General features: G+C 39.3%; 19 protein-coding genes and 1 other annotated feature. Of the genes, 1 reads left to right on the top strand and 18 read right to left on the bottom strand.

Going from position 1 to position 22,167, the window contains the following annotated elements:
* Positions 1-459: 459 nt before the first annotated feature.
* Entirely contained in the window at positions 460-1,953 is a 1,494-nt protein-coding gene (locus tag NE668_RS01085; protein WP_227037085.1) for a DASS family sodium-coupled anion symporter, read from the top strand.
* 164 nt (positions 1,954-2,117) lie between these two features.
* On the opposite strand, the gene NE668_RS01080 is transcribed toward NE668_RS01085, so the two are convergent.
* The 18 genes from NE668_RS01080 to NE668_RS00995 form a co-directional block, all read right to left on the bottom strand.
* The gene (locus tag NE668_RS01080) at positions 2,118-3,323 is read right to left on the bottom strand and encodes an MFS transporter (protein ID WP_123137842.1); all 1,206 of its coding nucleotides are present in this window, start codon (positions 3,321-3,323) and stop codon (positions 2,118-2,120) included.
* 158 nt (positions 3,324-3,481) lie between these two features.
* Positions 3,482-5,392: a threonine--tRNA ligase gene (gene thrS, locus NE668_RS01075; protein WP_227037086.1), complete on the bottom strand. Its 1,911-nt coding sequence runs from the start codon at positions 5,390-5,392 to the stop codon at positions 3,482-3,484.
* Positions 5,393-5,533: 141 nt separating this feature from the next.
* Positions 5,534-5,766: a binding site (T-box leader), on the bottom strand.
* A gap of 143 nt (positions 5,767-5,909) precedes the next feature.
* On the bottom strand, positions 5,910-6,899 hold the full coding sequence (locus NE668_RS01070) for a hypothetical protein (protein ID WP_077708549.1): 990 nt from the start codon (positions 6,897-6,899) through the stop codon (positions 5,910-5,912).
* Between the two features lie 101 nt (positions 6,900-7,000).
* Entirely contained in the window at positions 7,001-7,276 is a 276-nt protein-coding gene (locus NE668_RS01065) for a DUF4911 domain-containing protein (protein ID WP_227037087.1), read from the bottom strand.
* 3 nt (positions 7,277-7,279) lie between these two features.
* Entirely contained in the window at positions 7,280-8,524 is a 1,245-nt protein-coding gene (locus NE668_RS01060; RefSeq protein WP_227037088.1) for a peptidase U32 family protein, read from the bottom strand.
* Positions 8,524-9,132, bottom strand: coding sequence for an O-methyltransferase (locus NE668_RS01055; protein ID WP_004697053.1), 609 nt, complete (start codon positions 9,130-9,132; stop codon positions 8,524-8,526). The genes NE668_RS01060 and NE668_RS01055 overlap by 1 nt, the downstream gene beginning before the upstream one ends.
* A gap of 23 nt (positions 9,133-9,155) precedes the next feature.
* Positions 9,156-10,589 (bottom strand): endolytic transglycosylase MltG, encoded by a 1,434-nt coding sequence (gene mltG / locus NE668_RS01050; RefSeq protein WP_004696358.1) that lies wholly within the window; start codon positions 10,587-10,589, stop codon positions 9,156-9,158.
* Between the two features lie 243 nt (positions 10,590-10,832).
* Positions 10,833-11,129: a DUF1292 domain-containing protein gene (locus NE668_RS01045; RefSeq protein ID WP_008601328.1), complete on the bottom strand. Its 297-nt coding sequence runs from the start codon at positions 11,127-11,129 to the stop codon at positions 10,833-10,835.
* Between the two features lie 26 nt (positions 11,130-11,155).
* Positions 11,156-11,575, bottom strand: coding sequence for a Holliday junction resolvase RuvX (gene ruvX, locus NE668_RS01040; RefSeq protein WP_004696363.1), 420 nt, complete (start codon positions 11,573-11,575; stop codon positions 11,156-11,158).
* Positions 11,575-11,835 carry an IreB family regulatory phosphoprotein gene (locus tag NE668_RS01035; RefSeq protein ID WP_004696366.1) on the bottom strand — a complete coding sequence of 87 codons (261 nt, stop codon included), beginning with the start codon at positions 11,833-11,835 and terminating at the stop codon, positions 11,575-11,577. The genes ruvX and NE668_RS01035 overlap by 1 nt, the downstream gene beginning before the upstream one ends.
* A 154-nt stretch (positions 11,836-11,989) precedes the next feature.
* On the bottom strand, positions 11,990-14,605 hold the full coding sequence (gene alaS / locus NE668_RS01030) for an alanine--tRNA ligase (protein WP_227037089.1): 2,616 nt from the start codon (positions 14,603-14,605) through the stop codon (positions 11,990-11,992).
* 277 nt (positions 14,606-14,882) lie between these two features.
* A complete protein-coding gene (locus NE668_RS01025; protein ID WP_004696370.1) occupies positions 14,883-15,695 on the bottom strand; it encodes a C40 family peptidase in 813 nt (270 codons plus the stop codon).
* A gap of 84 nt (positions 15,696-15,779) precedes the next feature.
* Positions 15,780-16,790: a glycosyltransferase family 2 protein gene (locus tag NE668_RS01020; protein WP_004696372.1), complete on the bottom strand. Its 1,011-nt coding sequence runs from the start codon at positions 16,788-16,790 to the stop codon at positions 15,780-15,782.
* A 376-nt stretch (positions 16,791-17,166) separates the two neighbouring features.
* The gene (locus NE668_RS01015) at positions 17,167-17,544 is read right to left on the bottom strand and encodes a hydrogenase expression/formation C-terminal domain-containing protein (protein ID WP_021148320.1); all 378 of its coding nucleotides are present in this window, start codon (positions 17,542-17,544) and stop codon (positions 17,167-17,169) included.
* A 68-nt stretch (positions 17,545-17,612) separates the two neighbouring features.
* The gene (locus NE668_RS01010; protein WP_021148321.1) at positions 17,613-18,191 is read right to left on the bottom strand and encodes a HyaD/HybD family hydrogenase maturation endopeptidase; all 579 of its coding nucleotides are present in this window, start codon (positions 18,189-18,191) and stop codon (positions 17,613-17,615) included.
* A complete protein-coding gene (cybH, locus tag NE668_RS01005) occupies positions 18,184-18,993 on the bottom strand; it encodes a Ni/Fe-hydrogenase, b-type cytochrome subunit (protein WP_118091347.1) in 810 nt (269 codons plus the stop codon). Before cybH ends, NE668_RS01010 begins: the two co-directional genes overlap by 8 nt.
* 14 nt (positions 18,994-19,007) lie before the next feature.
* Complete coding sequence (locus NE668_RS01000; RefSeq protein ID WP_227037090.1) at positions 19,008-20,909, bottom strand: nickel-dependent hydrogenase large subunit; 1,902 nt, start codon at positions 20,907-20,909, stop codon at positions 19,008-19,010.
* Positions 20,909-22,048 carry a hydrogenase small subunit gene (locus NE668_RS00995; RefSeq protein WP_004696383.1) on the bottom strand — a complete coding sequence of 380 codons (1,140 nt, stop codon included), beginning with the start codon at positions 22,046-22,048 and terminating at the stop codon, positions 20,909-20,911. The genes NE668_RS01000 and NE668_RS00995 overlap by 1 nt, the downstream gene beginning before the upstream one ends.
* Positions 22,049-22,167 lie beyond the last annotated feature (119 nt).

The following is a 22,167-nucleotide window of genomic DNA, read 5'->3' as shown; positions in this document are numbered from 1 at the left end:
AAGAGAATAAAAAAAACGGACGGCAAACACCATCCGAATAGAATTCTCTATATTAACCTCATACTTCTTGGTATTAGGTGAGTGGCGGATGGCCTCTGCTTCATAAATTACTTAATTATAATAACAAATTAGATAGTGAAAGTCAACAACAATCTTAGGTTGCTCTCAGCAATTTATTATTACAACTCTTACAGTATAACAGAGATTATAAGTTCTGTATATAGGTATACTTACTGACACCTATCCACCCTTTATGTATACAATATTGCTATAATATAATTTATAATATAGTTATTAATTCTATAGAAAAATACGATACAATAATATATATAACATATTCTATCTAACTGAGTATTATCTAACTGAGTATTATCTAACTAAACATTATCTAACTAAGTATTATACAGTAATAGGTATTATACAGTAATAGGTATTACACAAACTGAAAGGGGTTTTATTATGAGTGTAACAACTAGTTCGCCTCCTCAAAAGGCGCGTACAACAGTTCAAAATATAGGTCTTATTCTTGCCTTTATTGTGTTAGTTGGCATTTTATTATTACCAACACCAGAAACATTATCTACTGGGGGCCATCGCATGATTGGGGTCCTCGCCTTTGCTATCATCTTGTGGATGACATCAGCTGTATCTTACCCTGTAAGTGCCACTATGATTACAGCCCTCACAGCTTTACTGTTAGGCTTCTCTCCAAATCCTGAGGCACCAGCAAAAGCTATGGGTACGGCTAACGCCTTAAAGCTTATCATTTCAGGTTATTCTTCCCCTGCGATGATTCTCGTAGGTGCCGCTATGTTTATTTCCGTAGCCATGCGTAAAACAGGTCTCGATCGTCGCATAGCCATGCTCGTATTGTCTAGTGTAGGTACAAAGGTAAGCCGCATCTATTTAGGTGTTATTATTACAGGCCTTATTCTCGCCTTCTTTGTACCGAGTGCAACGGCTCGTATCGCTTGTTTGGCTCCAATTATTATCGGTATCGTCGAAAACTTAGGTATTGAACGTAAAAGCCGTGTAGCCGCTCTACTCATGGTAGGTGCCGTACAAGCAGATACATTTTGGAATATTATGATTCAAACAGCTGCCGCTCAAAACCTCGTAGCTGTTGGGTTTATGCAAACACAGATGAACACATCTGTAAGTTGGATTGATTGGCTCACAGCAGCTGCACCGTTCTCCATAATTATGGCTATTATTACTTACTTTGTAACGCAAGCTTTTATTAAACCTGAGTTTAAAGAACTCGTTGGCGGTGATGTACAACTCGCAAAAATGCGTAAAGAAATTGGTCCAATGACATTTGATGAAAAGAAACTATTATGCATCTCTATTGGTTTATTAGCATTGTGGGCAACGGGAGGTAAATTACATACCATCGATACTACAACAACTACAATTATAGCAATTGCCTTATTCTTCTTCCCTAAAATTGGCATTATGGACTGGAAATTTGCACAGCCAAACATCGACTGGGGATCGATTGTTATGTTTGGGGCTGGTATCGGTCTTGGTTCCGTATTACTTAAAACGAAAGCGGCCACCTGGCTCGCTCAAGTATTCGTAAATGCCTTTTCTCTTGAAACGGCAAGCGTATTCCTTTTGATTGCTATTATGGCTGCCTTTCTGATTTTAATCCACCTTGGATTTGCATCAGCTACAGCCCTCTCTTCTGCCATGATTCCTATCGTAATCTCTATCGTTATGGGACATTCCGCAGAAGGACTTAATCCACTTGGCGTAACAATGCTCATGCAATATTCAATCTGCTTCGGTTTAGTATTACCAGTAAACTCACCACAAGGCATGGTAGCTTACGGTACAGATACATTCGACGTAAAAACATTTATGACTACAGGTATTCCATTAACAATTATTGGATATGTAATGATGCTCGTATTTGCACTTACATACTGGCGCTGGATCGGAATTGCTTAAGTCTAAATATTCTAAATAGACCAAATATTCTAGATAATTCTAATATTTTAAATTAAACATACTATAAAAGGCTCTGTCTTATGACAGAGCCTCTTGATTTTTATATGCGTTTCAATATAAAACGTCTATATTCTTTTCAATGTAAAGCTTTCACAGATATTTATTTATTCTAATTCCTTACCTTTTAGTTCAGGAATTAAGAATACGGTTGCTAAAATATCGATTACATAGATAATCGCGAGGAAAGCGATTGCCACTTGATAAGAGTACAATGAGATAATCATACCTACTACCATTGGGCTAAAGCCACCTACGGCACGACCGATGTTAAATAATACGTTTTGAGCCGTTGCGCGAGCACTTGTTGGGTATGCTTCCGCCATCAAGGCACCGTAGCCACCCATCATACCATTTACGGAGGCCCCTAATATAGCACCGGCAAATAGCATAGCTGTTGGATCAGATAGTTGAGAGTAAATCAAGATAGATGCCACAGCACATACTTGGAACAAAATAAATGTCGGTTTACGACCAATTTTATCAGCCAATCGTCCGAATAACCAAATGCCGACCATCATACCACATACAGTTACGGCAGTCCACAAACCCGATTTTGTAAGAGAAAACCCTAATTGCTTACTCAAGAAGTTAGGCAACCAAATCATAATACCGTAGTAACCAAAGTTTTGAACAGATGTTAAAATAGCAACACCTATAGATGTCTTTGTAGTTCTTACATCTTTTACTAATAACTTGAATGAGTTCGTATGGGAATGTTCCTTAATTTCTTTACTTTGAACAAAGATTTCTGGTTCATGTAATTTCGCACGAAAGAACCAGGCTACAAAGGCAGGAATAATGCCAACCATGAACATACCACGCCAGCCAATATAAGGGAGTAATACGGGCGTTAACAGTGCTGCGGCCAATACGCCTAACTGCCAACCAATGGCAACATAGCTCGTCGCTTTTGCACGGTGTTGTGCAGGCCATGCTTCAGCTGCTAAGGCCATACCAATACCGAATTCACCGCCTAAGCCGATACCGGCAATTGTACGATATATGAGAAGATCCCAATACCCTTGTGCAAAAGCACATAGGCCAGTGAATACAGCAAATAATACAATAGTCCATGTCAACACACGAACACGACCAAACTTATCTGACAAGGTACCAAAGATAAAACCACCAATTACAGCACCTACCAAGGTCCACGTCACAAGGGAACCTGCTTGACCTGTGGTCAAACCTAAGTCCCCTGAAATTAAGGTCAGCATAAAGCCGAGAATCAAGAGATCAAAACCATCCATGGCATAGCCAATAGAGGAACCAATAACAGCTTTCCAGCCGTATGAATTTACTTCTTTCATAGTCATTTCCTTTCGCTACTCACAGGTAACAATTAAAGCGAATATAATACAAAATCCCCCTCTTATAATCTCATCACTATTAAATTATACAGACTAATTTAAATTGTGCAAGATGTGAGGGGGATTTATAACATTATAATTACTAGGAGAGTAAATAATTAGTTGCGTTCTTTAATTTCAGTTTTAATAGAATTGAAGAATTCTTCGAATGGTACGGAGCCCAATTCGTCACCACCGTGTTTACGAACGTTAACTGTGCCTTCTTCGACCTCTTTATCACCCACAACAAGCATGTATGGAACCTTTGCCATTTGTGCTTGGCGGATTTTATAACCGATTTTTTCGCTGCGATCGTCTACTTCCACACGTACATAGTCACGGTGCATTTGTTTTGCCAAGTCCTTAGCATATTCAACGTGTTTTTCAGAGATAGGCAAGATTTTAACTTGTACAGGAGCCATCCATGTTGGGAATGCACCTGCATAGTGTTCAGTTAAGATACCGATAAAACGTTCCATGGATCCGAAGCATGCACGGTGAATCATAATAGGGCGATGTTTTTGACCATCTTCGCCAACATATTCAATTTGGAAACGTTCTGGCAAGTTCATATCCAATTGGATAGTACCACATTGCCATGTACGTCCCAAGGAGTCTTCAATATGGTAGTCAAGTTTAGGACCGTAGAATGCACCATCACCAGGGTTAATTACGTATGGAATGCCTTTTGCTTCGATAGCATTACGCAATGCTTCTGTAGCGGCTTCCCAAATCGCATCATCACCCATTGCATTGTCAGGTTTAGTGGATAATTCCACATGGTATTTCAAGCCAAATTGACTATAAATGCGGTCGAATAATTCGATAACTTTCATCAACTCAGATTGCATTTGAGATGGCAACATAAATACGTGAGCATCGTCTTGTGTGAAAGCACGTACCCGGAACAAGCCGTGTAATGCACCAGATAATTCATGACGGTGAACTAGACCAAGTTCAGCGTAACGCAATGGGAAGTCACGGTAAGAATGCATTTCGTTTTGATAAACCAAGATACCGCCTGGGCAGTTCATTGGTTTAATTGCATATTCTTCTTCGTCAATAATTGTAGTGTACATATTTTCGCGGTAATGGAACCAGTGACCAGATGTTTCCCACAATTGTTTGTTCAAGATGATTGGTGTACGAATTTCTTCGTATTCAAATTCATGGTGAACTTCGCGCCAGAAGTTTTCTAATTCGTTGCGAAGAGCCATGCCTTTTGGCAAGAAGAATGGGAAGCCAGGACCTTCTTCTTTGATAACGAACAAACCAAGTTCTTTACCAAGTTTACGGTGGTCGCGTTTAGCTGCTTCTTCAAGCAAGTGAAGGTATGCATCAAGTTCTTCTTTTTTCTCGAATGCTGTACCGTAAATACGTTGCAACATTTTGTTCTTTTCATCGCCGCGCCAGTATGCACCTGCAATGCTTTGTAATTTGAAAGCTTTTACCTTACCAGTGGATGCCACGTGAGGTCCTGCACAAAGATCGATGAAATCGCCTTGAGAGTAGCAAGAGATTACAGCATCTTCAGGAAGATCTTGAATCAATTCTACCTTGTAATCTTCATTTTTAGCTTTAAAGAATTCGATAGCTTCTTGACGAGGCATAACGGATTTAGTAATCGGTAAATTTTCTTTTACAATACGGCTCATTTCCTTTTCAATTTTACCCAAATCTTCAGGAGTCAAAGTATGTTCCATATCGATATCATAGTAAAAGCCCTTATCGATAGCAGGACCGATAGCCAATTTAGCTTCAGGCCATAAACGTTTAACCGCTTGTGCCAAGATATGAGAAGCTGTATGGCGCAAAGTATGTTTGCCCCCTTCATCTTCGAATGTTAAGAACGCAACTTCAGAGCCATCTACAAGTTCTTCGCGAAGGTCTGTTAATTCGCCATTTACGTTTGCAGCTAGTACTTTTTTAGCCAAGCTGTTAGATAGTTGTTTTACTGCTTCCCCAAGAGTAGTGCCAGCAGCGTATTCCTTTGCACTACCATCAGGTAAAATGATTTTTACATCTGCCATTTTTCTTTCCTCCAATTTATAAACTAGGATAGCTTTGATTTTCTACTTTCACCAATATACCTACTTACCACACAATACATAAACATTGAGTAATTAGCTTGTAGAAATTGGGTAATAAAAAAAGACCTTCTATCCCTACAAACAAGGGACGAAGATCATTCGCGGTTCCACCCTAGTTAACTACCTATACCAATATATGTGTATAGTTAATTCACTTCATTAAGCCCGATAACGGTGGCGACCGTATTTGCCTACTTAGGTTCGACAAATCAGTTTAAAGGGGGTAACTCTAATATATGTGTAAGGCATTTCCAGCATCTGCCTCTCTCTGGCACACAGGGATAAAAGAATCATGTCCTTTGCATCACTTTTACTAGATTATAGTATCATAGAGAATTAAAAAATTCAATACAGTTTAACTGGAAATTTTATAAATTCTATACATTAAAAATAACGGCCCGAATGTATCGAGCCGTTTTGTAAGATCTATTAACCTTTGAAAATTTTGCTAGCTCTATTAACGTTTGAAGTTTGTAGACAGCATAGCACCAATTACTTTTTCCAATTTGCTAGTGGAAAGATCTGGACCTTTATAGAGTGTTAAGAGCACGTCATTAGAGTTATCTTGTTTAGATACCATCATAACGCCACTACCGCGAGCCCCGTTATCATCATAATCTTTCGCTACGATAACAAGGTTCAAATAATGGTCCTTCATGTATGTATACACCTTGCTTGTACGCGCAGAAGAGCCGATCATTTTTGCCATATTCATACCACGGTTAAATACGATTGCATTTGCATTATGAGGATTTGCCGCTAATTGTTGCTTCTCTTCTTCATTTAGAGGCATGAGGTTTACCATGAGGGAGTCACCCATCTTGCCGCGGAACATGGCTGGCATCGTTTCGCGCACGTCATCAGGAATACCTGTGTCAGCAGTCAATTTCAATTCCTTAGGAACGGTCATGTATAAAACGCCCTTGCTATTGCGTCCCACCTCTGTCGTACTGAGGTCTACAGCGCTAAGCATAATGGAATCTTTAATGGTCGCCACTTGATTAGCCAACGGTTTTTCAGGAACGCCACGGCTCGCCAATTGTACATCGCCAGATTTAGTTTTCTTCAATGTTTCCACATTCCAGCTTGCACCTTTTTTATCTGCATCGCTTGCTTCAGTGAAAGCATTCGCCCCATCCTTTGTACCTACATATACATAGGTTTGAGCCGGGATGATGGTATCTGGTGCACCAGATTTATTGAATGCCGCACCGTATACTACATTAGGAATCACAGTAGAGCCAATTTGTAAATTGTTGTTAGTTTGGCTTTCCACATCAAAATTGATATTCCCTGTAAACGTCATATCAGGACCGTGGTTGATAACAACCACATCCCCTGCTTGAGGAATGATTACAGGACCTACAGGGCCCGCCATAGCTACACCTGCCATAGATACTCCAAGGCAAGCTGTTAATAATGTGCGTTTCAAAATAGATTGTTTCATAGATATACTCTCATTTCTCTACAATTCGTATACATTTGATGTAATTGTAAATCTAGTATAGTCATAAAATTCCCTCATATGATTTACAATCAAAATTACACTTAATCTTCTATAGTGACATAGTCAGATAAGCTACTCAATACTGCAAGCGCCAAGGTCCTTGTAGATGGTGTGCAACGCAACATGCACCGCCCACTCGTATCTACCGAGGTCATAACGCCCAAATATTCATAGCCCTCCATGATGCGATTGATGAAATTCGTATGCTTAGGATCAATGTGAAAGTACACATACGCTTCTTCTCCAGAGGTGGTTAAGTCAGGTACATCTGGAAATGCGCCGATTGATTTACTCGGCTCTAAGGCTGTACCGCTCATAAACTATTCATCCTCTTTAGGTTTGCACTCACGACGCATCATGGAGTAAGGTTCAAGAGGTGTATCCATATAGATGCGAACTTTCATTTGTGCATGAGGTGCTACATCGATAGGATTGCCATCTTCATCTGTCATTTTTTCAATTACCGTTTCAACGAGTTCCCCTTTTGGCTGGCAGAACTCTACCTTATCGCCCACCTTAAAGTTATTACGTTGTTCAAGATCAACGTATTTTTCTTCTTCGTTGTAGCCCATAACTAAACCGATGAAGTCATGACTTTGAGTATTCGTAGATTTACCATAGTTTTGCGCCGTTTCATCAGGACGACCTTCAGCAAAGCCGTCTGTATAAGGGCGATGGGAAATCTTTTCTAATTCTGCAATCCATTCTGGACGAACGTACCAATCTTTACCTTCTTTAAGGTATGTATCAATCGCTGTGCGATATACTTTTGCCACTGTGGCACAGTAGTGAACGGATTTCATGCGACCTTCGATTTTAAGGCTATCAATACCAGCTTCATATAGATCTGGAATGCGGTGAATTAAACACAAGTCTTTAGAGTTAAAGATATACGTGCCATGTTCATCTTCTTCGATTGGGTAATATTCACCAGGTCGATTAGATTCCACAAGAGAATATTTCCATCGACAAGATTGAGAACATTGACCACGGTTCGCATCGCGATTACCTGTCATATAGTTAGACAATAAGCAGCGACCAGAGTAAGAAATACACATAGAACCATGTACGAAGGACTCAATTTCAATATCTACATGATCCTTCATTTCTTTAAGATCTGCTAAGGATACTTCACGAGCCGCTACAACACGTGTGGCACCAAGCTCTTTCCACATCTGAACTGTATGCCAATTCGTAGTAGAAGCTTGTGTACTTACATGAAGCTCTAAACCTGGAGCCACGCGCTTAGCAAGGCTAAAAATCCCCATGTCTGCAACGATGATAGCATCAACACCGATGCTTTCAAGAAATTTCAAATAGTCCTCTAAACCTTCGAAGTCCTCGTTATGAGGAATGATATTACATGTAACATGAATCTTTTTGCCATTTGCATGTACAAATTCTACAGCTTCCTTTAATTCCTCGTCGGAGAAATTAGAGTTACCTGCGCGCAAGCCAAAACGTTTGCCTGCGCAATATACGGCATCCGCCCCATAGCGGATAGCCATTTTAAGCTTGTCCATATTACCTGCAGGACAAAGCAATTCCATAAAATGTTCTGCCATTATTTGTTGTGCCCTTTCCACACACTCACACTCATACCATCACCCATTGGATAAATAGTAGTGTTAAACAATTCTTTATTTTCAACATATGTTAAGTATTCTTGTAACCGTTTTACGATGGTTTTGAACCGTTTTGGTGGTTCCTTATCGCCCCTTACATAGCCTCTAAAGAGTACATTATCTGCAAGAATGACGCCCCCTTCTTTCACATGTGGCAGAATAAGTTCAAGTTGTTTTAAATATTGCCCCTTTGGACCATCTAAAAACACTAGATCATATTCGCCTGTGAGTTCCGTTAAGACTTGAGACGCATCGCCTTTCAGCAATGTAATGTTATCGGCATAATCGGATTGGTTAATATAATATTTCGCCATTTCGTGACGCACATCATCCAGTTCAATGGATGTAATATGCCCCTCTTCCTCGTCGAGTAGCGGAGCCATCAACAAAGCCGAGTAACCAATGGCTGTGCCCACCTCTAACACAGAGGTGGGCCGGTACAAACCTATTAATTCTTCAAATAGATGAACCTCAGATTCTCGTAAAATCGGCACATCATTAATCATCGCGTAAATACGCTGTTCATTTAAAATATCATTTAATGTCATGAAAGTAGATTAAATCTCCTACATTATCTATTGTTAGTACCACTAGGAACTACCAACGTAGAGCGTTCAGCAGGATTTGCAGGTTCTACCTGAATTTGTGGTACTTGTTGTGCATTAGGAATCACATTCTGCATCGATTCAGGTACAGGTGTCGTCGTTGGTACATACGTATTGTTATTTGTATTATTTCCATAGGATGGAGTAGCCGGCGTGACTTGCGTCGATGATTGATTTTGTGTTGAACCTGGTATAGGATCTGGAATCTCAGCTGCTGGAACTGTAGTTGGTGTGTATTTATAACTAGGTTCTACGTCAACATATTGAGAATCTGCTTCCACCGCTTCTGCAGAACTATAATTATAATTAGGCTCTGTAGTCGCTACTGCTACGTCATAGTTAGGGCCAGCTTGTGCAGCTACTTCAGTATTAGCAGAAGAATTTTTAACTGTATCAGCACCATAAATTTTATTAACCGCTGCTAAATGTTCTTCGTATGATTTAGAGAAGTGATTATGCCCCTCTTTATCTGCTACGAAGTATAAATAATCTGTATTTTCAGAATGTAATACTGCATCTAGAGCTTTTTTACCAGGATTTGCAATTGGACCTGGTGGTAAACCTTTAGATACATATGTATTATATGGGCTTTGCAATTGTGTATCCCCAATCGTTACATTTTCCTTTGCATAACCAAGCACATAGGAAATAGTCGCATCAGATTGCAATGGAATACCATGAGCTAGACGCTTTTTGAATACCCCTGCAATAGTTGGACGGTCTGCATCAAATAAAGATTCTCGTTCAACAATAGACGCCAAGGTTACAAAGTCATGAATACTCATATGTTGAGCTTGAATTTGTTTCTTCACAGCTGGTGTAAGGTAACGATTCATTTCGTCAGCCATCATTTGAATAACATCACGAGGCGTAGCACCTACGGGGATTTCATACGTGCTTGGGAACAAGAAGCCTTCTACAGGATATGTAGCAGGTTTTGTACCTTTCATATAAGGGTATGGTACATAGGTCTTAGCTTCAGCTAAGAAGTCCTTCGCCTTCATAATTTGATTCTTTTCAAGAACGATAGCAATATCACCAACTGTATATCCTTCTGGAATTGTAACACGAATAGATTCTACATGACCTTCTTGTAACAAAGAAATGAGTTCGCGCACAGTTACTTTATTAGGTATTTGATAATGGCCAGTTTGAAGCTTATCATTGGTACCGCTCAAATATAACCAGAGCTTAAAGCCTTGAGTTGAGCGAATAAGCCCTCTTTCAAAAAGCATATCTGCAATTTCAGTACCCGTTTGACCTTTTTCAATAACGACTACTTGTGTTCCATCATCTTGAGCAAAGGTATTCGGTACAAAGTACAATGCACCTAGGCCTCCACCAATAATTAATATACCTACAATAACTAGGATCAAAATATATCTTAAGGCTTTTCTCACGTTGTTGAGTTCCTTTCTGTAACATAACAGTATATCAATTCATTATACCATAAACTCTATATTTCCCCTATATAAAAGGGCAATGATTCCACTTATTCCATTTTATGCAATATATTAATTTTATATATTTGTTATGCCCTTAGCATGAATGAAGTCCCTTCTTTGTACAACAATGATAAGGTATAACAAAATAAAAATAGCGCATTGTCCACTGACAACACGCTAAATTTATGCTAAAAACAATTATTCGTCTTCATCCATGTCTTCATACAGTTTTACTAGAGTTTCAAAGTTTTCATCTTCTTCATCCAAAGGTACGTATTCTTCTACACCTTCTTCATTTGTTTCGATGCGAGCCAAGATCATGTACGTGTCATCTTGACCTTCATGGTCGGCATCTTCATCTTGTACATGTACAAGAACGGCATACTCTTGACCTTCATGGCTCAAGATAACATCTTCTGTGAAGTATTGTTTATTACCATGTTCGTCTTCGAATTCCAAATAATACACTTCACCTTCAAAATTTTGGTCAACCATTGGAAACCCTCCTTAAGGAAAAATACTTATTTATTAAACTGCAAGCGATCTAGATATCCTTGCAAAATTACAACCGCTGCCATTTTATCGATAACGGATTTACGCTTTTTACGGCTCACATCAGCTGCGATGAGTTGACGTTCAGCCATAACAGTAGATAACCGCTCATCCCAATATGTAACAGGTAAATCGATGACTTCCTTCATTTTTGCAACGAATTCTTCAGTCTTTTCAGCCCGTTCACCTTTTGTACCATTCATATTTTTCGGCATACCTACCACAAGTTCATGTACTTCATATTCAGAAATGAGTTCTTGTAAGCGATTAAAGTCTTTTTCTAGAGATGTTCTACGAATGGTTTCAATACCTTGTGCAGTCATGAGCAGTGCATCGCTACAGGCAATACCAATAGTACGGCTGCCTACATCTAATGACATAATTCTCATTATAGTTGTTTAGCCTTTGCGTATTCTTTCAACAATTCTTCAATCAAGTCATCACGCTCTAAACGGCGGATATCGGAACGCGCATTATTATAACTTGTTATATACGCAGGATCTCCAGAGATTAGATACCCTAAGATTTGATTAATTGGATTGTAACCTTTTTCTTGAATAGATTGATAAACGCGAGTGAGCACCTCTTCAGCGGTCATCGGTTCATCGTCTACTTTACGGAATAACATGGTTTCATCTGAAACGTTCATCGTATCCCTCCTTTTTATTACATCGGCAGATTTCACCATACAAGTGAAATCTCACCTACTATTATACTTGAATTAAAGCTACAAAGTCAGTAACTTTTTATGCATTATAAAAAATTTCTATAACAGATACAAGTATAATTATAAAATTATATGCCTATTGTAACATAGATTTTAAGGCTTCACCACCAGCTTTTAAGGCTTCCATTAATTTAGCTGGCTCTTTGCCACCTGCTTGTGCCATATCCGGACGGCCACCGCCATTACCTCCAGCTACTTGAGCTGCTGCTTTAACAATATTACCTGCTTTTGCACCTTTAGCAACGACATCTTTAGATACTTTACATACAAAGTTTACCTTATCATCGCCCATAGCAGCGCCTACAAGAACCACACCAGAGCCATTCAATTTATCAAGGCCCAAATCAGCTAAATCACGCAATTCATCAACGGAGGACGCCTTTACAGCTGCGGCAACAAATTCAACATCACCTATCACAACTTTACCAGCAACGATGTCAGCTGCACCCGCTGCCGAAACTTCTTTACGAATTTGTTCTAATTCCTTAGCAGTTTCTTTTGCTTCTGCCAATACTTGATGTAAGCGTTCTTCTACTTGAGGAGCTTTAGTTTTAAGTTCCCCTGCCATGCGTTCGATAGTTAAACGATCATGTTTGGCTGCATCGAGAGCTGCACGACCTGTAATCGCTTCAATACGACGTACACCAGAACCGATACCAGCTTCAGATGTTAAACGGAAGGAACTGATGAAAGCTGTATTGCCTACATGAGAGCCACCACATAATTCAACGGAGAAGCCAGGAACCTCTACAACGCGAACTACATCGCCATATTTATCTCCAAAGAGTGCCATCGCACCTTTCGCTTTTGCTTCGTCCATTGACATTTCAGCGATAGCTAGGTCCGTAGCTTTTAAAATTTCTTCATTTACAAGTACTTCGATTTGATCAAGTTCCTCTTGTGTTACAGGGGAGAAATGAGTGAAGTCAAAACGCAAGTAATCAGGAGTTACTAGAGAACCCGCTTGGTTAACATGCTCGCCAAGAACCTTTTTCAATGCTGCATGTAACAAGTGTGTTGCTGTATGGTTGCGAGCCATTGCTGCACGACGAGCTGTATCTACTTCAAGTGTTACATCATCGCCTTCAGAAATAGAACCTTCTACAACAGTACCGATATGGTATACAGTGCCTTCTGGTAAACGTTTTGTATTATGAACCTCTACCTTACCCATTGGGCCCACGATAAAGCCTGTATCACCTAATTGACCGCCCCCTTCCGCATGGAAAGGAGTAGTGCGTACGATAACAGTAATTTCATCGCCATCAGCTGCTGTTTGTAAGCGTTCAGAACCTTTACCAAGCATCAATACGGAGGATGTAGTTTCTGCTTCATCTTCAACAAGTTCTTCATCTTTCAAGAATGTAATGTCTGGTGTTGCTACCTTCGCATCTTCTTTTACACAAGCTTCACGAGCGCGTTCGCGTTGTTCTTTCATAGCAGCTTCAAAACCTTCATGGTCGATTGTAAAGCCGCGTTCAGAAGCTATTTCCTCTGTTAATTCCCAAGGGAATCCATATGTATCATATAGTTTAAATACTTCTGTACCAGGAACAACAGTTGCTTTTTCAGCTGCAAGTGTATCAATCAAGGAGTTTAATAACTCAAGACCTTGTTCCAATGTTTGGTTGAAGCGTTCTTCTTCATTTTGTACAACACGCTTAACGAAGTCTTGTTTTTCAGCGATGGATTTAATACCAGGGCCAAGAATGTCTACGACTACATCAATAAGTGGTGTTAGGAAGATACCTTCAATACCAAGCAAACGGCCATGACGTACAGCACGGCGTAAAATACGACGCAATACGTAGCCGCGACCTTCGTTGGATGGCAATACGCCATCGGAGATCAATGCAGTGACAGCACGAGCATGGTCAGCAATAACCTTCAAAGAAACATCTGTATTTGGATCTTCGTTATATTTCACACCGGCCCGTTTTGCAGTGGCTTCAATAATTGGGAAAATCAAATCGGTTTCAAAATTTGTTTTACAACCTTGTAATACGGAAGCCAATCGTTCAAGACCGGCGCCTGTATCAATATTTTTGTGTTGTAATGGTTCATAAGACCCATCTGGCATTTTATTGAATTGTGTAAATACTAAGTTCCAGATTTCAAGATAGCGATCACAGTCACAACCTGGTGCGCAATTAGGGTCATCACAACCATGTTCAGGACCTTGGTCGAAGAAAATTTCACTGTCAGGACCACATGGGCCTTCACCAATTTCCCAGAAGTTATCTTCAAGGCGTGTAATATGGCTTTCCTCTACACCACAATCATTATGCCATGTATCATACGCTTCTTGGTCATCTGGATATACAGTGACATATAGTCTATTTTTATCGAGTTTAATAACTTCAGTTAAGAACTCCCATGCCCAGTGAATAGCTTCTTTTTTGAAGTAATCACCGAAGGAGAAGTTACCAAGCATTTCAAAGAATGTATGGTGACGAGCCGTACGACCTACGTTTTCAAGGTCACCGGTACGCATACACTTTTGGCTTGTTGTAATACGATGACAAGGAGGTACCAACTTACCTGTAAAGAACGGCTTCAATGGCGCCATACCTGCCCCAATCAATAACAAAGACGGATCGTTTTCTGGTATAAGAGAAAAACTATCTAATTTTAAATGTCCTTTACTTTCAAAAAACTGCAAGTATGCTTGACGCAGTTCATTACCCTTCATGTGTATATTCCTCCTAAAATTATTTACTCTTCATTATAACTCAAAAACGATATAAAATCTATTAAAAACATTGAGATTATGCGGAATTTACGCACTTTCACACCAATTCAAGCAAACCGCAAAAAATATAATTTTAAATCCATATTTTTTAAAATAAAAGTAAAAATCAAATTTAATCAATGCTAGTTAAATCATAAATAATGAACATAAAAAGAGGTTATACAAATCAACAAAACAAAATTGATTCGTATAGCCTCTTTTATAGCTAGTTATTAAATTAGCGTACAACGCGTTTTGCGCCGATGTAACGTTCACCCCAATAGCCAGTATCAAGGTCTGCTACTGCAACACCACGACTGGAAGTGGCGCTGATGAACTTGCCATCGCCAATATAAATACCGGAGTGAGATGGACCTGGTTCATAAGTTTCGAAGAATACCAAATCCCCTGCTTTCAAGTTCGCACGAGAAACTTCAACACCTACATTATACTGTTCATCTGCCAAACGCGGTAAAGAAATACCTTGTTTTTCAAATACATATTTAACATAACCGGAGCAGTCAAAGCCACTTGGAGTTGTACCGCCAAATACATATGGTACGCCACGGTATTTGTCAGCTTCTGCCAAGATTGCGTGAATGCTGCTAGGTGTTTCATTTTTCGTAATATTGTTTAATTTAACGTTCTTGCCATTAATGGAATGACCAGCGATACGACGGGATGTCGCATTACTGTTTGTAAAAGCGGATTTCGTTGCTACTGCTTTAGTCGCTGCATTTTGGGTCAATACTGCCTTCGTAGAACGAGGAGCACCCATCAATGCATTATACGTAGCAGGGCCTACGATACCATCCACCGGAAGGCCACGATCTTGTTGGAACAGACGAACTGCCCACTTCGTTTCCTTACCATATACACCATTTTTATCTGTAGCATTATAGCCGTGTTTAATTAGTTGTTGTTGAACCGCTGTAACACTTTTGCCCTTATCACCATATTGTAATGTTGTTGCGCCAACCATGGCTGTTGTGGCACACACAAAAGTTAATGTTAATGCCGTTATTTTAACCTTACTATATTTTGACTTCATATGCTTCCTTTCCAAAAAACTTTTAAAGTAAGTTATTTATTCAAAATATACTAACCGTCTATTTATTTGCATTCACAAATACAGCTAGTCTTCTTTGCTTTTGTTAGTATAAGCCTCTGGTGCCATAAAAACATCTGCACTGCTTGGTCCGAGTAACGGAGCCTCTTCATGCTCTTCAAAATTTATAGCTGACTTAACCCAATACAAAGGCCGTTGCTTCACCTCTTCAAAAATACGACCTACATACTCGCCAATAATTCCCAGTCCGACGAGTTGAATTCCACCAATAAACAAGATTGATACACCCAAGGTTGTCCACCCATTCAAAGCTTGTCCTGTAAGATATACATACAAAAGATGTAAGATGAGCAAAAAGCTCATTCCACCACAAAGTACACCTACATACAAGGCGGCCCGTAAAGGCACCCTTGAAAAAGCGGTTACACCATCGAGAGCAAATCGAATCATTTTACGCACACTAAACTTTGAGACACCTGCAAATCGAGGTGGTGCCACAAAGTGCAACTCTGCTTGTCTGTACCCTAAGGCGCCGACAATACCACGCAAAAATCGACCATGTTCTCTGAATCGTTTCAACGTGCCCAATGCTTTACTATTCATGAGGCGAAAATCGGACCCGCCTTCAACAATAGGAACATCGGCCATTTTGTTCATCAGTTTGTAATAATACTTAGACGTGAAAGATTTAGCCCAACTAGCGTCATCAGTTGAATCGCGTATGGTACGCACCACATCATACCCTGATTCCCACAATCGAACTAGTTCAGGAATCAATGCCGGTGGATGCTGCATATCACCGTCCATTGTAATGACTGCATCGCCATGAGCATAATCAAGCCCACATGTAAGTGCCGTTTGATGCCCAAAGTTACGAGCTAGCAATAACACTTTAACATGTTTATCATTGAATGCAATTTCACGCAGTATCATAGCTGACGAATCACTAGATCCATCATCCACGAAGATTAATTCATAATCATACGTGAGACCTGACATAACATCAGTTACAGCTTTATAAAAGTTCGCTATATTTTCCTCTTCGTTATATACAGGCACTACAATAGAAAGTAACATAAATCCTCCAAAGTATTTTACTCACATATTTTATGTTAATTAGTAAATTAAGGCAAATGCTAAAGGTTAACAATAGGCCTAATAATGTTTATAAAGCCAGTAAATAAGCTATTTCTCTGTAAAACGCCAATGAAGCACTTCATTTATCCTTTATATAAGCTAAACGAATTAATTTTATATTTATTTATTTGCAAGACTACTCAATAAAGCAATTTATAAAAAATATTTATTTTAATAATATATAAATAAATTTGATTATTTCTGGCTCAATTAACTATTAATCAAAAATTTATATGAATTTTTATCATAAAATTATCAAAAACGCCTAATTTCATCTATCTTTCATGAAAAAGAGACCCGTTAAGGGTCTCCTTTACTATAATCCAGCAGCATCAATCCAAGATTGTAAATCTTCCTCCGCCAGTTCCATATCTTCTATATAAGCACCAGCTACAACTGGATATTTAGCGACCTCTACTGTATGTAAAATGGAATCATCGCGACCATTTTTATAAGTTCCAATCCAGATTCCAGAAAATTGTGATTCATACCATTCTACAGGTTGATCAGTTTCATTAAAGTTAATCGTAATATGACCGCGTCCAAGTGTTTCTAATACTTCAACTTGTTCTTCCTCTGTTAAACCTGTTTTTTCAATATAAATCGAATATGTCTCACCATTTTCACGCAAATTCTTTAGAGCCAAACGCAACTCATTTAAAACGGCGCAAACATTACCATAATTTTCAATCATAAATACTCCTATACAGAAACTATCTTTACATTCTATAAGCTATCTATACATTATATGAAATTTCCACTTTATGCTTTAGGCTCAACTGTTACGCCCCATTCTCGTAGGACATGCAAAATACGTTTTTTAACCTCAGGCAAGGCACATTGTACCGGCTCGCTAGGTTCAAAACCAATTTCCAATGATTCCGGTTCTACACCAATAACCACTGCATCTTCTAATGGATCTTCTTGAATAGCACGGATGCGTAAAATATCTTGCATTCCTACTTCATGTACAGAAATATGTTCCGTAAAATATTGTTCCAATTCCTTATGAGGAAATTCATATATAGTTCCTGGAGCATCTCCACCATTAATAGCATCTACAAGAAGAATTTTCTTCATACCACGCATATACGTGAGTAATTCCATCCCCATAGTGCCACCATCAATAATGGAAATTGCAGGTGTAAATGTGAAAGATTCTTTCAATTCTTTTACTACATGAACACCTAATCCCTCATCGGTAAGCAAAATATTACCGACTCCAAGTAGGACAATTTCATTATCTCCATCATCATAAAGGCTGTTTAAATCAATACGCGGACCCTCTGAGTCCGCGTATTGTTTCAAGCCACTGATGATATCAGTACTTGTATTAGTCATTTTCTTGTAATTCTCTTTCTCTAGGATCATTAGGATCACTTGGACGATATGTAGTACCAGATGGTTTATCAATACGTTCCCCACGACGGCGTTTACCATTGAGATCTTCAATATCAATTGGGTCATGAGCGTAATATTTCATACCCGAAACCATAGCAGATACTTCGCCGGATTCCTCCATAACGTCTTCTCGGAATGCCATATACACGTGAACAATAGTAAAGAACAAGAATCCCCACGCAATGTAGTGATGGATAACATGGACTTTATATTCACCACCAAATAATGTAATCACTGGTGCAAATAAAGTTCCTAGAATACCATTAGGATTAACCATCGAATACATTGCAAAACCCGTTAAGATTTCAAAGAAGAACATAATGTATACCATCATATACGCAGTTCTAGCTAAGGAATTACGAAGCCAATGATGTTCATGTTTTTGAGGAATCATTAAATAGTGCAATGTTGTTTCTTTAAGACCGTACCAATACCGTTTTTGACGGAATTTAGGTAATAATCTATCCCCTCGGTTCCAAAGAGCGCCTGCAAAACGGAAGATAAAGGAGAATGTTAAGATAACACCTGCAATGAAATGAACACGTCGCATAGTTTCCATAGAGAACCAGCCATCAATAGCAAAAGTTGGTTCAGGGTTACCCGTAATCGCAGCAAAGCCTGGATCACCGATATATAGTCCTGTCCAGAATAAAGCCGTTACACTAAGCACCATAGTCCAGTGGAATATGCGCAGCCATAGACTAAATACGACATACGCCTTTTTGTCAGTATGTATTAACATAAGCCCACCACCCTTTATTTACACAATGCATCTGTATTGACGGAAACAATTTTTTCGCCTTTTCTATTGTATAAATGGGTTGCACATGCGAGGCATGGATCAAAGGAGTGAATTACCTTCAAAATTTCAAGTGGTTTATCTGCAATTTTTACATGTGTATCAATCATGGAATCTTCATAGGCACCATGTTCATTAGCTGCAGTTTTAGGGCACGCATTCCATGTAGATGGTACGATACATTGATAGTTTGCAGAGCGTCCATCTTTAATGTGTATCCAGTGCCCCAAACCACCACGAGGCGCATCTACTAGGCCAACACCTTTAGCATCTTTATCCCATGTGTTTGGCTCAAACTTAGTCATATCCGCTACTGTAGTATCACCATTTTTGATATTAGATACAAGTTTGTTAAAGAAGTATTGGCTAATATTTACCGCTACTTGTGCATCAAGACCACGACATGCCGTACGTCCCACCATAGTAGTCATCCATACATGAGCTGGTACACCCAATACTTGTGATACTGTATCTATTTGACGAACAATCATAGATTCAGCCCAAGTTGGGTCTTTGATTATGCCTTGTTTTACCTTTGTATACACAACAATATATTTTGCTAATGGACCGACCTCCGCGGTTTTCCCTTTGAAAGTTGGAGATTTAATCCAAGAGTATTTTTTATCTTCATCAAGGAATTCCCATTTTTCTTTTGTACCAGATTTAGGACCCGTAAATTTAGGATCAGTAACACCTTCAATAGGATGAAGTGTTTTTGTTCCATCTGGGTATGTAAACCAGGAATGATCAACCTCTTCACTAAGGTATTGAGGATCCATAAAATCCTTACCTTCTAATGGGATGAAAGTTGCTTTATCTACACCTAACGCAAAGTTTTCAACAACGCCATTGGAACGAACAATACATTTCTTATGATAGTCACCATTAGAAGTGCCTGTGTAAGTATCATCTGGATAATCACCATAAGACATAACGCGTTTCTTCGCAAGGCCACCACCATCGATCATACCTTTTTCTACATAGATTTTGCCAATAGCTAGTAAATCTGGTAAATAAAAATTATCTACTAAGTCTTTAGCTAATGCAATAGATTGTTCAACAGCTCCAAGGCGTTGTGTATTGATAGGTGCATTCATATCATTCATCGATATAGAACATGGCATACCACCTACAATGTAATGAGGATGAGGGTTTTTACCACCAAATACAACGTGAGGAATTACAATATCCCGTTGACGGTCAAGAATATTCAAGTAATGGGATACAGCCATCAAATGAACCTCTGGTGGCAACAAATTATAATCAGGATGATCCCACCATTGCGCAGAGAAAATACCCAACTGACCAGATTCAACTATTTTCTTAACCTTTTGCTGTACAGCCGTAAAGTAGGCTGTAGTAGCCTTAGGAAACTCTTTAGGATAAGCAGAGTCTTTGGATGCTGTTTCAGCAGGTGCTAAACCGCTTACATTATATGTAGCCAATACATCATTTTGTAATTGTGCGGTTTTAGCAGGGTCGGCACTAAGAGCTGCTACCGGGCTAACCCAGTCAAGGGCATGTAAATGATAGAAATGCACAATATGATCATGCACATCTAGACTACTATGCATAATATTACGTATATAGTTTGCATTTTTAGGAATTGTAATACCAAGCGCATCTTCAACAGCTCTTAACGAAGCCAAGGCATGTGTTGTAGTACATACACCACAAATACGTTGTACGAACGCCCAAAGGTCACGAGGATCGCGGTCTTTAGCAACAAGTTCGATACCGCGCCAAGCAGTACCAGAAGACAATGCATCCTCTACTTTACCACTCGCTTCATCAACTTTTATTTCAACCCGTAAATGACCTTCAATACGGGAAATCGGATCTACTACTACGCGTTTCATTAGTGACCTCCTCCATTATTATGTTTCTTTTCATCCCATAAGCCTTGTTCTTTTAAGCGTTTTTCTTCTTTCATATCAAGAATTTTATTACGCGTAAGAGTTGCAGCACCATGAACGATAACTGCTGCAGTAGCACCAACAGCAGCTACTGTACCGATTGTATCAGCAGTCGTGATGGTATTAGCCAATGGAATATCTGGTAAACGTTTATAGAATACGTCATTATCCCAGAAGCCCTTTTCAGAGCAACCAATACAACCGTGACCGGATTGAATTGGATAGGATAAACCATTCCACCAACGTAAGTTACCACAAGAATTATATGTTTGAGGTCCACGACAACCTACTTTATACAAACACCAACCAGATTTGGATGCATCGTCGTCGAATTTTTCAACAAAAAGTCCAGAGTCAAAGAAGGCACGACGGTAGCATGTGTCGTGAATGCGATTGCCATAAAATTGTTTAGGACGGCCTTGAGAATCAAGAGGTGGAATTTGACCGAATAATGCATAGTGCATGATTACGCCAGTCATAACCTCTGGAATTGGAGGACAACCAGGGACCTTAATAATTGGCTTGCCAGATACAACGGAAGATACAGAAACTGTATTTGTTGGATTTGGTTTTGCCGCCTGTATACCGCCCCAAGAAGCACAAGAACCATATTCTATGATTGCTGCAGCTCCTTTAGCTGCTTCTAATAGGGATTCTTTAAATGTACGTCCACCTACTGTGCAATAAACACCATCTTCATCAAGTGGTACGCCACCTTCAACAGCCAAGATATATTTACCGGCTTTTTCTTTGATGATTTTTTCTAAATGTTCCTCTAATGGTGCACCAGACGCTGCCGCCAAAGTATCATCATATTCTAAAGAGATCATGTTTAAAATAACATCAGAAGTAAAGGGAGAGGATGAACGGATAAAAGATTCACTACAACCAGTACATTCATGACCATGCAACCAAATCACTGTAGGTAATTCAGTTGTTTCGGCGGCCTTAACAACGGTGTCTAACATCGTTGGAGGTAGTCCTAAAATAGCAGTGAGTGCTACACAGGATTTCATAAATGTTCGTCGACTCAAACGGCGTTCTTGGAAGAGTGTCCACAAACTATTTATACGATTCTTCATGGAATATAGCCTCCTTACAACAACTTTGCGCAATATAATTATATTACTTAATAAACTACAACGTTTATGACGGAAATCATTTTATTAGCGTCCTCTATCACTTTGAAGAAGTTCAACCA

Source organism: Veillonella parvula (assembly GCF_024461875.1).
Taxonomy (GTDB): Bacteria; Bacillota; Negativicutes; order Veillonellales; family Veillonellaceae; genus Veillonella; species Veillonella parvula_I.
This window is presented reverse-complemented; position numbering and strand designations above follow the sequence as displayed.

Excerpts from the sequence above, each read along its gene's own strand:
- NE668_RS01015 (WP_021148320.1), bottom strand. The coding sequence starts at position 17,544 with ATGATTGAAAATTATGGTAATGTTTGCGCCGTTTTAAATGAGTTGCGT.
- NE668_RS01070 (WP_077708549.1), bottom strand. The coding sequence starts at position 6,899 with ATGAAACAATCTATTTTGAAACGCACATTATTAACAGCTTGCCTTGGA.
- NE668_RS01045 (WP_008601328.1), bottom strand. The coding sequence starts at position 11,129 with ATGGTTGACCAAAATTTTGAAGGTGAAGTGTATTATTTGGAATTCGAA.
- NE668_RS01000 (WP_227037090.1), bottom strand. The coding sequence starts at position 20,909 with ATGAAACGCGTAGTAGTAGATCCGATTTCCCGTATTGAAGGTCATTTA.
- thrS (WP_227037086.1), bottom strand. The coding sequence starts at position 5,392 with ATGGCAGATGTAAAAATCATTTTACCTGATGGTAGTGCAAAGGAATAC.
- NE668_RS01085 (WP_227037085.1), top strand. The coding sequence starts at position 460 with ATGAGTGTAACAACTAGTTCGCCTCCTCAAAAGGCGCGTACAACAGTT.
- NE668_RS01010 (WP_021148321.1), bottom strand. The coding sequence starts at position 18,191 with ATGACTAATACAAGTACTGATATCATCAGTGGCTTGAAACAATACGCG.
- NE668_RS01065 (WP_227037087.1), bottom strand. The coding sequence starts at position 7,276 with ATGAGCGGTACAGCCTTAGAGCCGAGTAAATCAATCGGCGCATTTCCA.
- NE668_RS01020 (WP_004696372.1), bottom strand. The coding sequence starts at position 16,790 with ATGTTACTTTCTATTGTAGTGCCTGTATATAACGAAGAGGAAAATATA.
- NE668_RS01035 (WP_004696366.1), bottom strand. The coding sequence starts at position 11,835 with ATGAACGTTTCAGATGAAACCATGTTATTCCGTAAAGTAGACGATGAA.
- NE668_RS01025 (WP_004696370.1), bottom strand. The coding sequence starts at position 15,695 with ATGAAGTCAAAATATAGTAAGGTTAAAATAACGGCATTAACATTAACT.
- NE668_RS01060 (WP_227037088.1), bottom strand. The coding sequence starts at position 8,524 with ATGGCAGAACATTTTATGGAATTGCTTTGTCCTGCAGGTAATATGGAC.
- NE668_RS00995 (WP_004696383.1), bottom strand. The coding sequence starts at position 22,048 with ATGAAGAATCGTATAAATAGTTTGTGGACACTCTTCCAAGAACGCCGT.
- NE668_RS01080 (WP_123137842.1), bottom strand. The coding sequence starts at position 3,323 with ATGAAAGAAGTAAATTCATACGGCTGGAAAGCTGTTATTGGTTCCTCT.
- cybH (WP_118091347.1), bottom strand. The coding sequence starts at position 18,993 with ATGTTAATACATACTGACAAAAAGGCGTATGTCGTATTTAGTCTATGG.
- NE668_RS01055 (WP_004697053.1), bottom strand. The coding sequence starts at position 9,132 with ATGACATTAAATGATATTTTAAATGAACAGCGTATTTACGCGATGATT.
- alaS (WP_227037089.1), bottom strand. The coding sequence starts at position 14,605 with ATGAAGGGTAATGAACTGCGTCAAGCATACTTGCAGTTTTTTGAAAGT.
- ruvX (WP_004696363.1), bottom strand. The coding sequence starts at position 11,575 with ATGAGAATTATGTCATTAGATGTAGGCAGCCGTACTATTGGTATTGCC.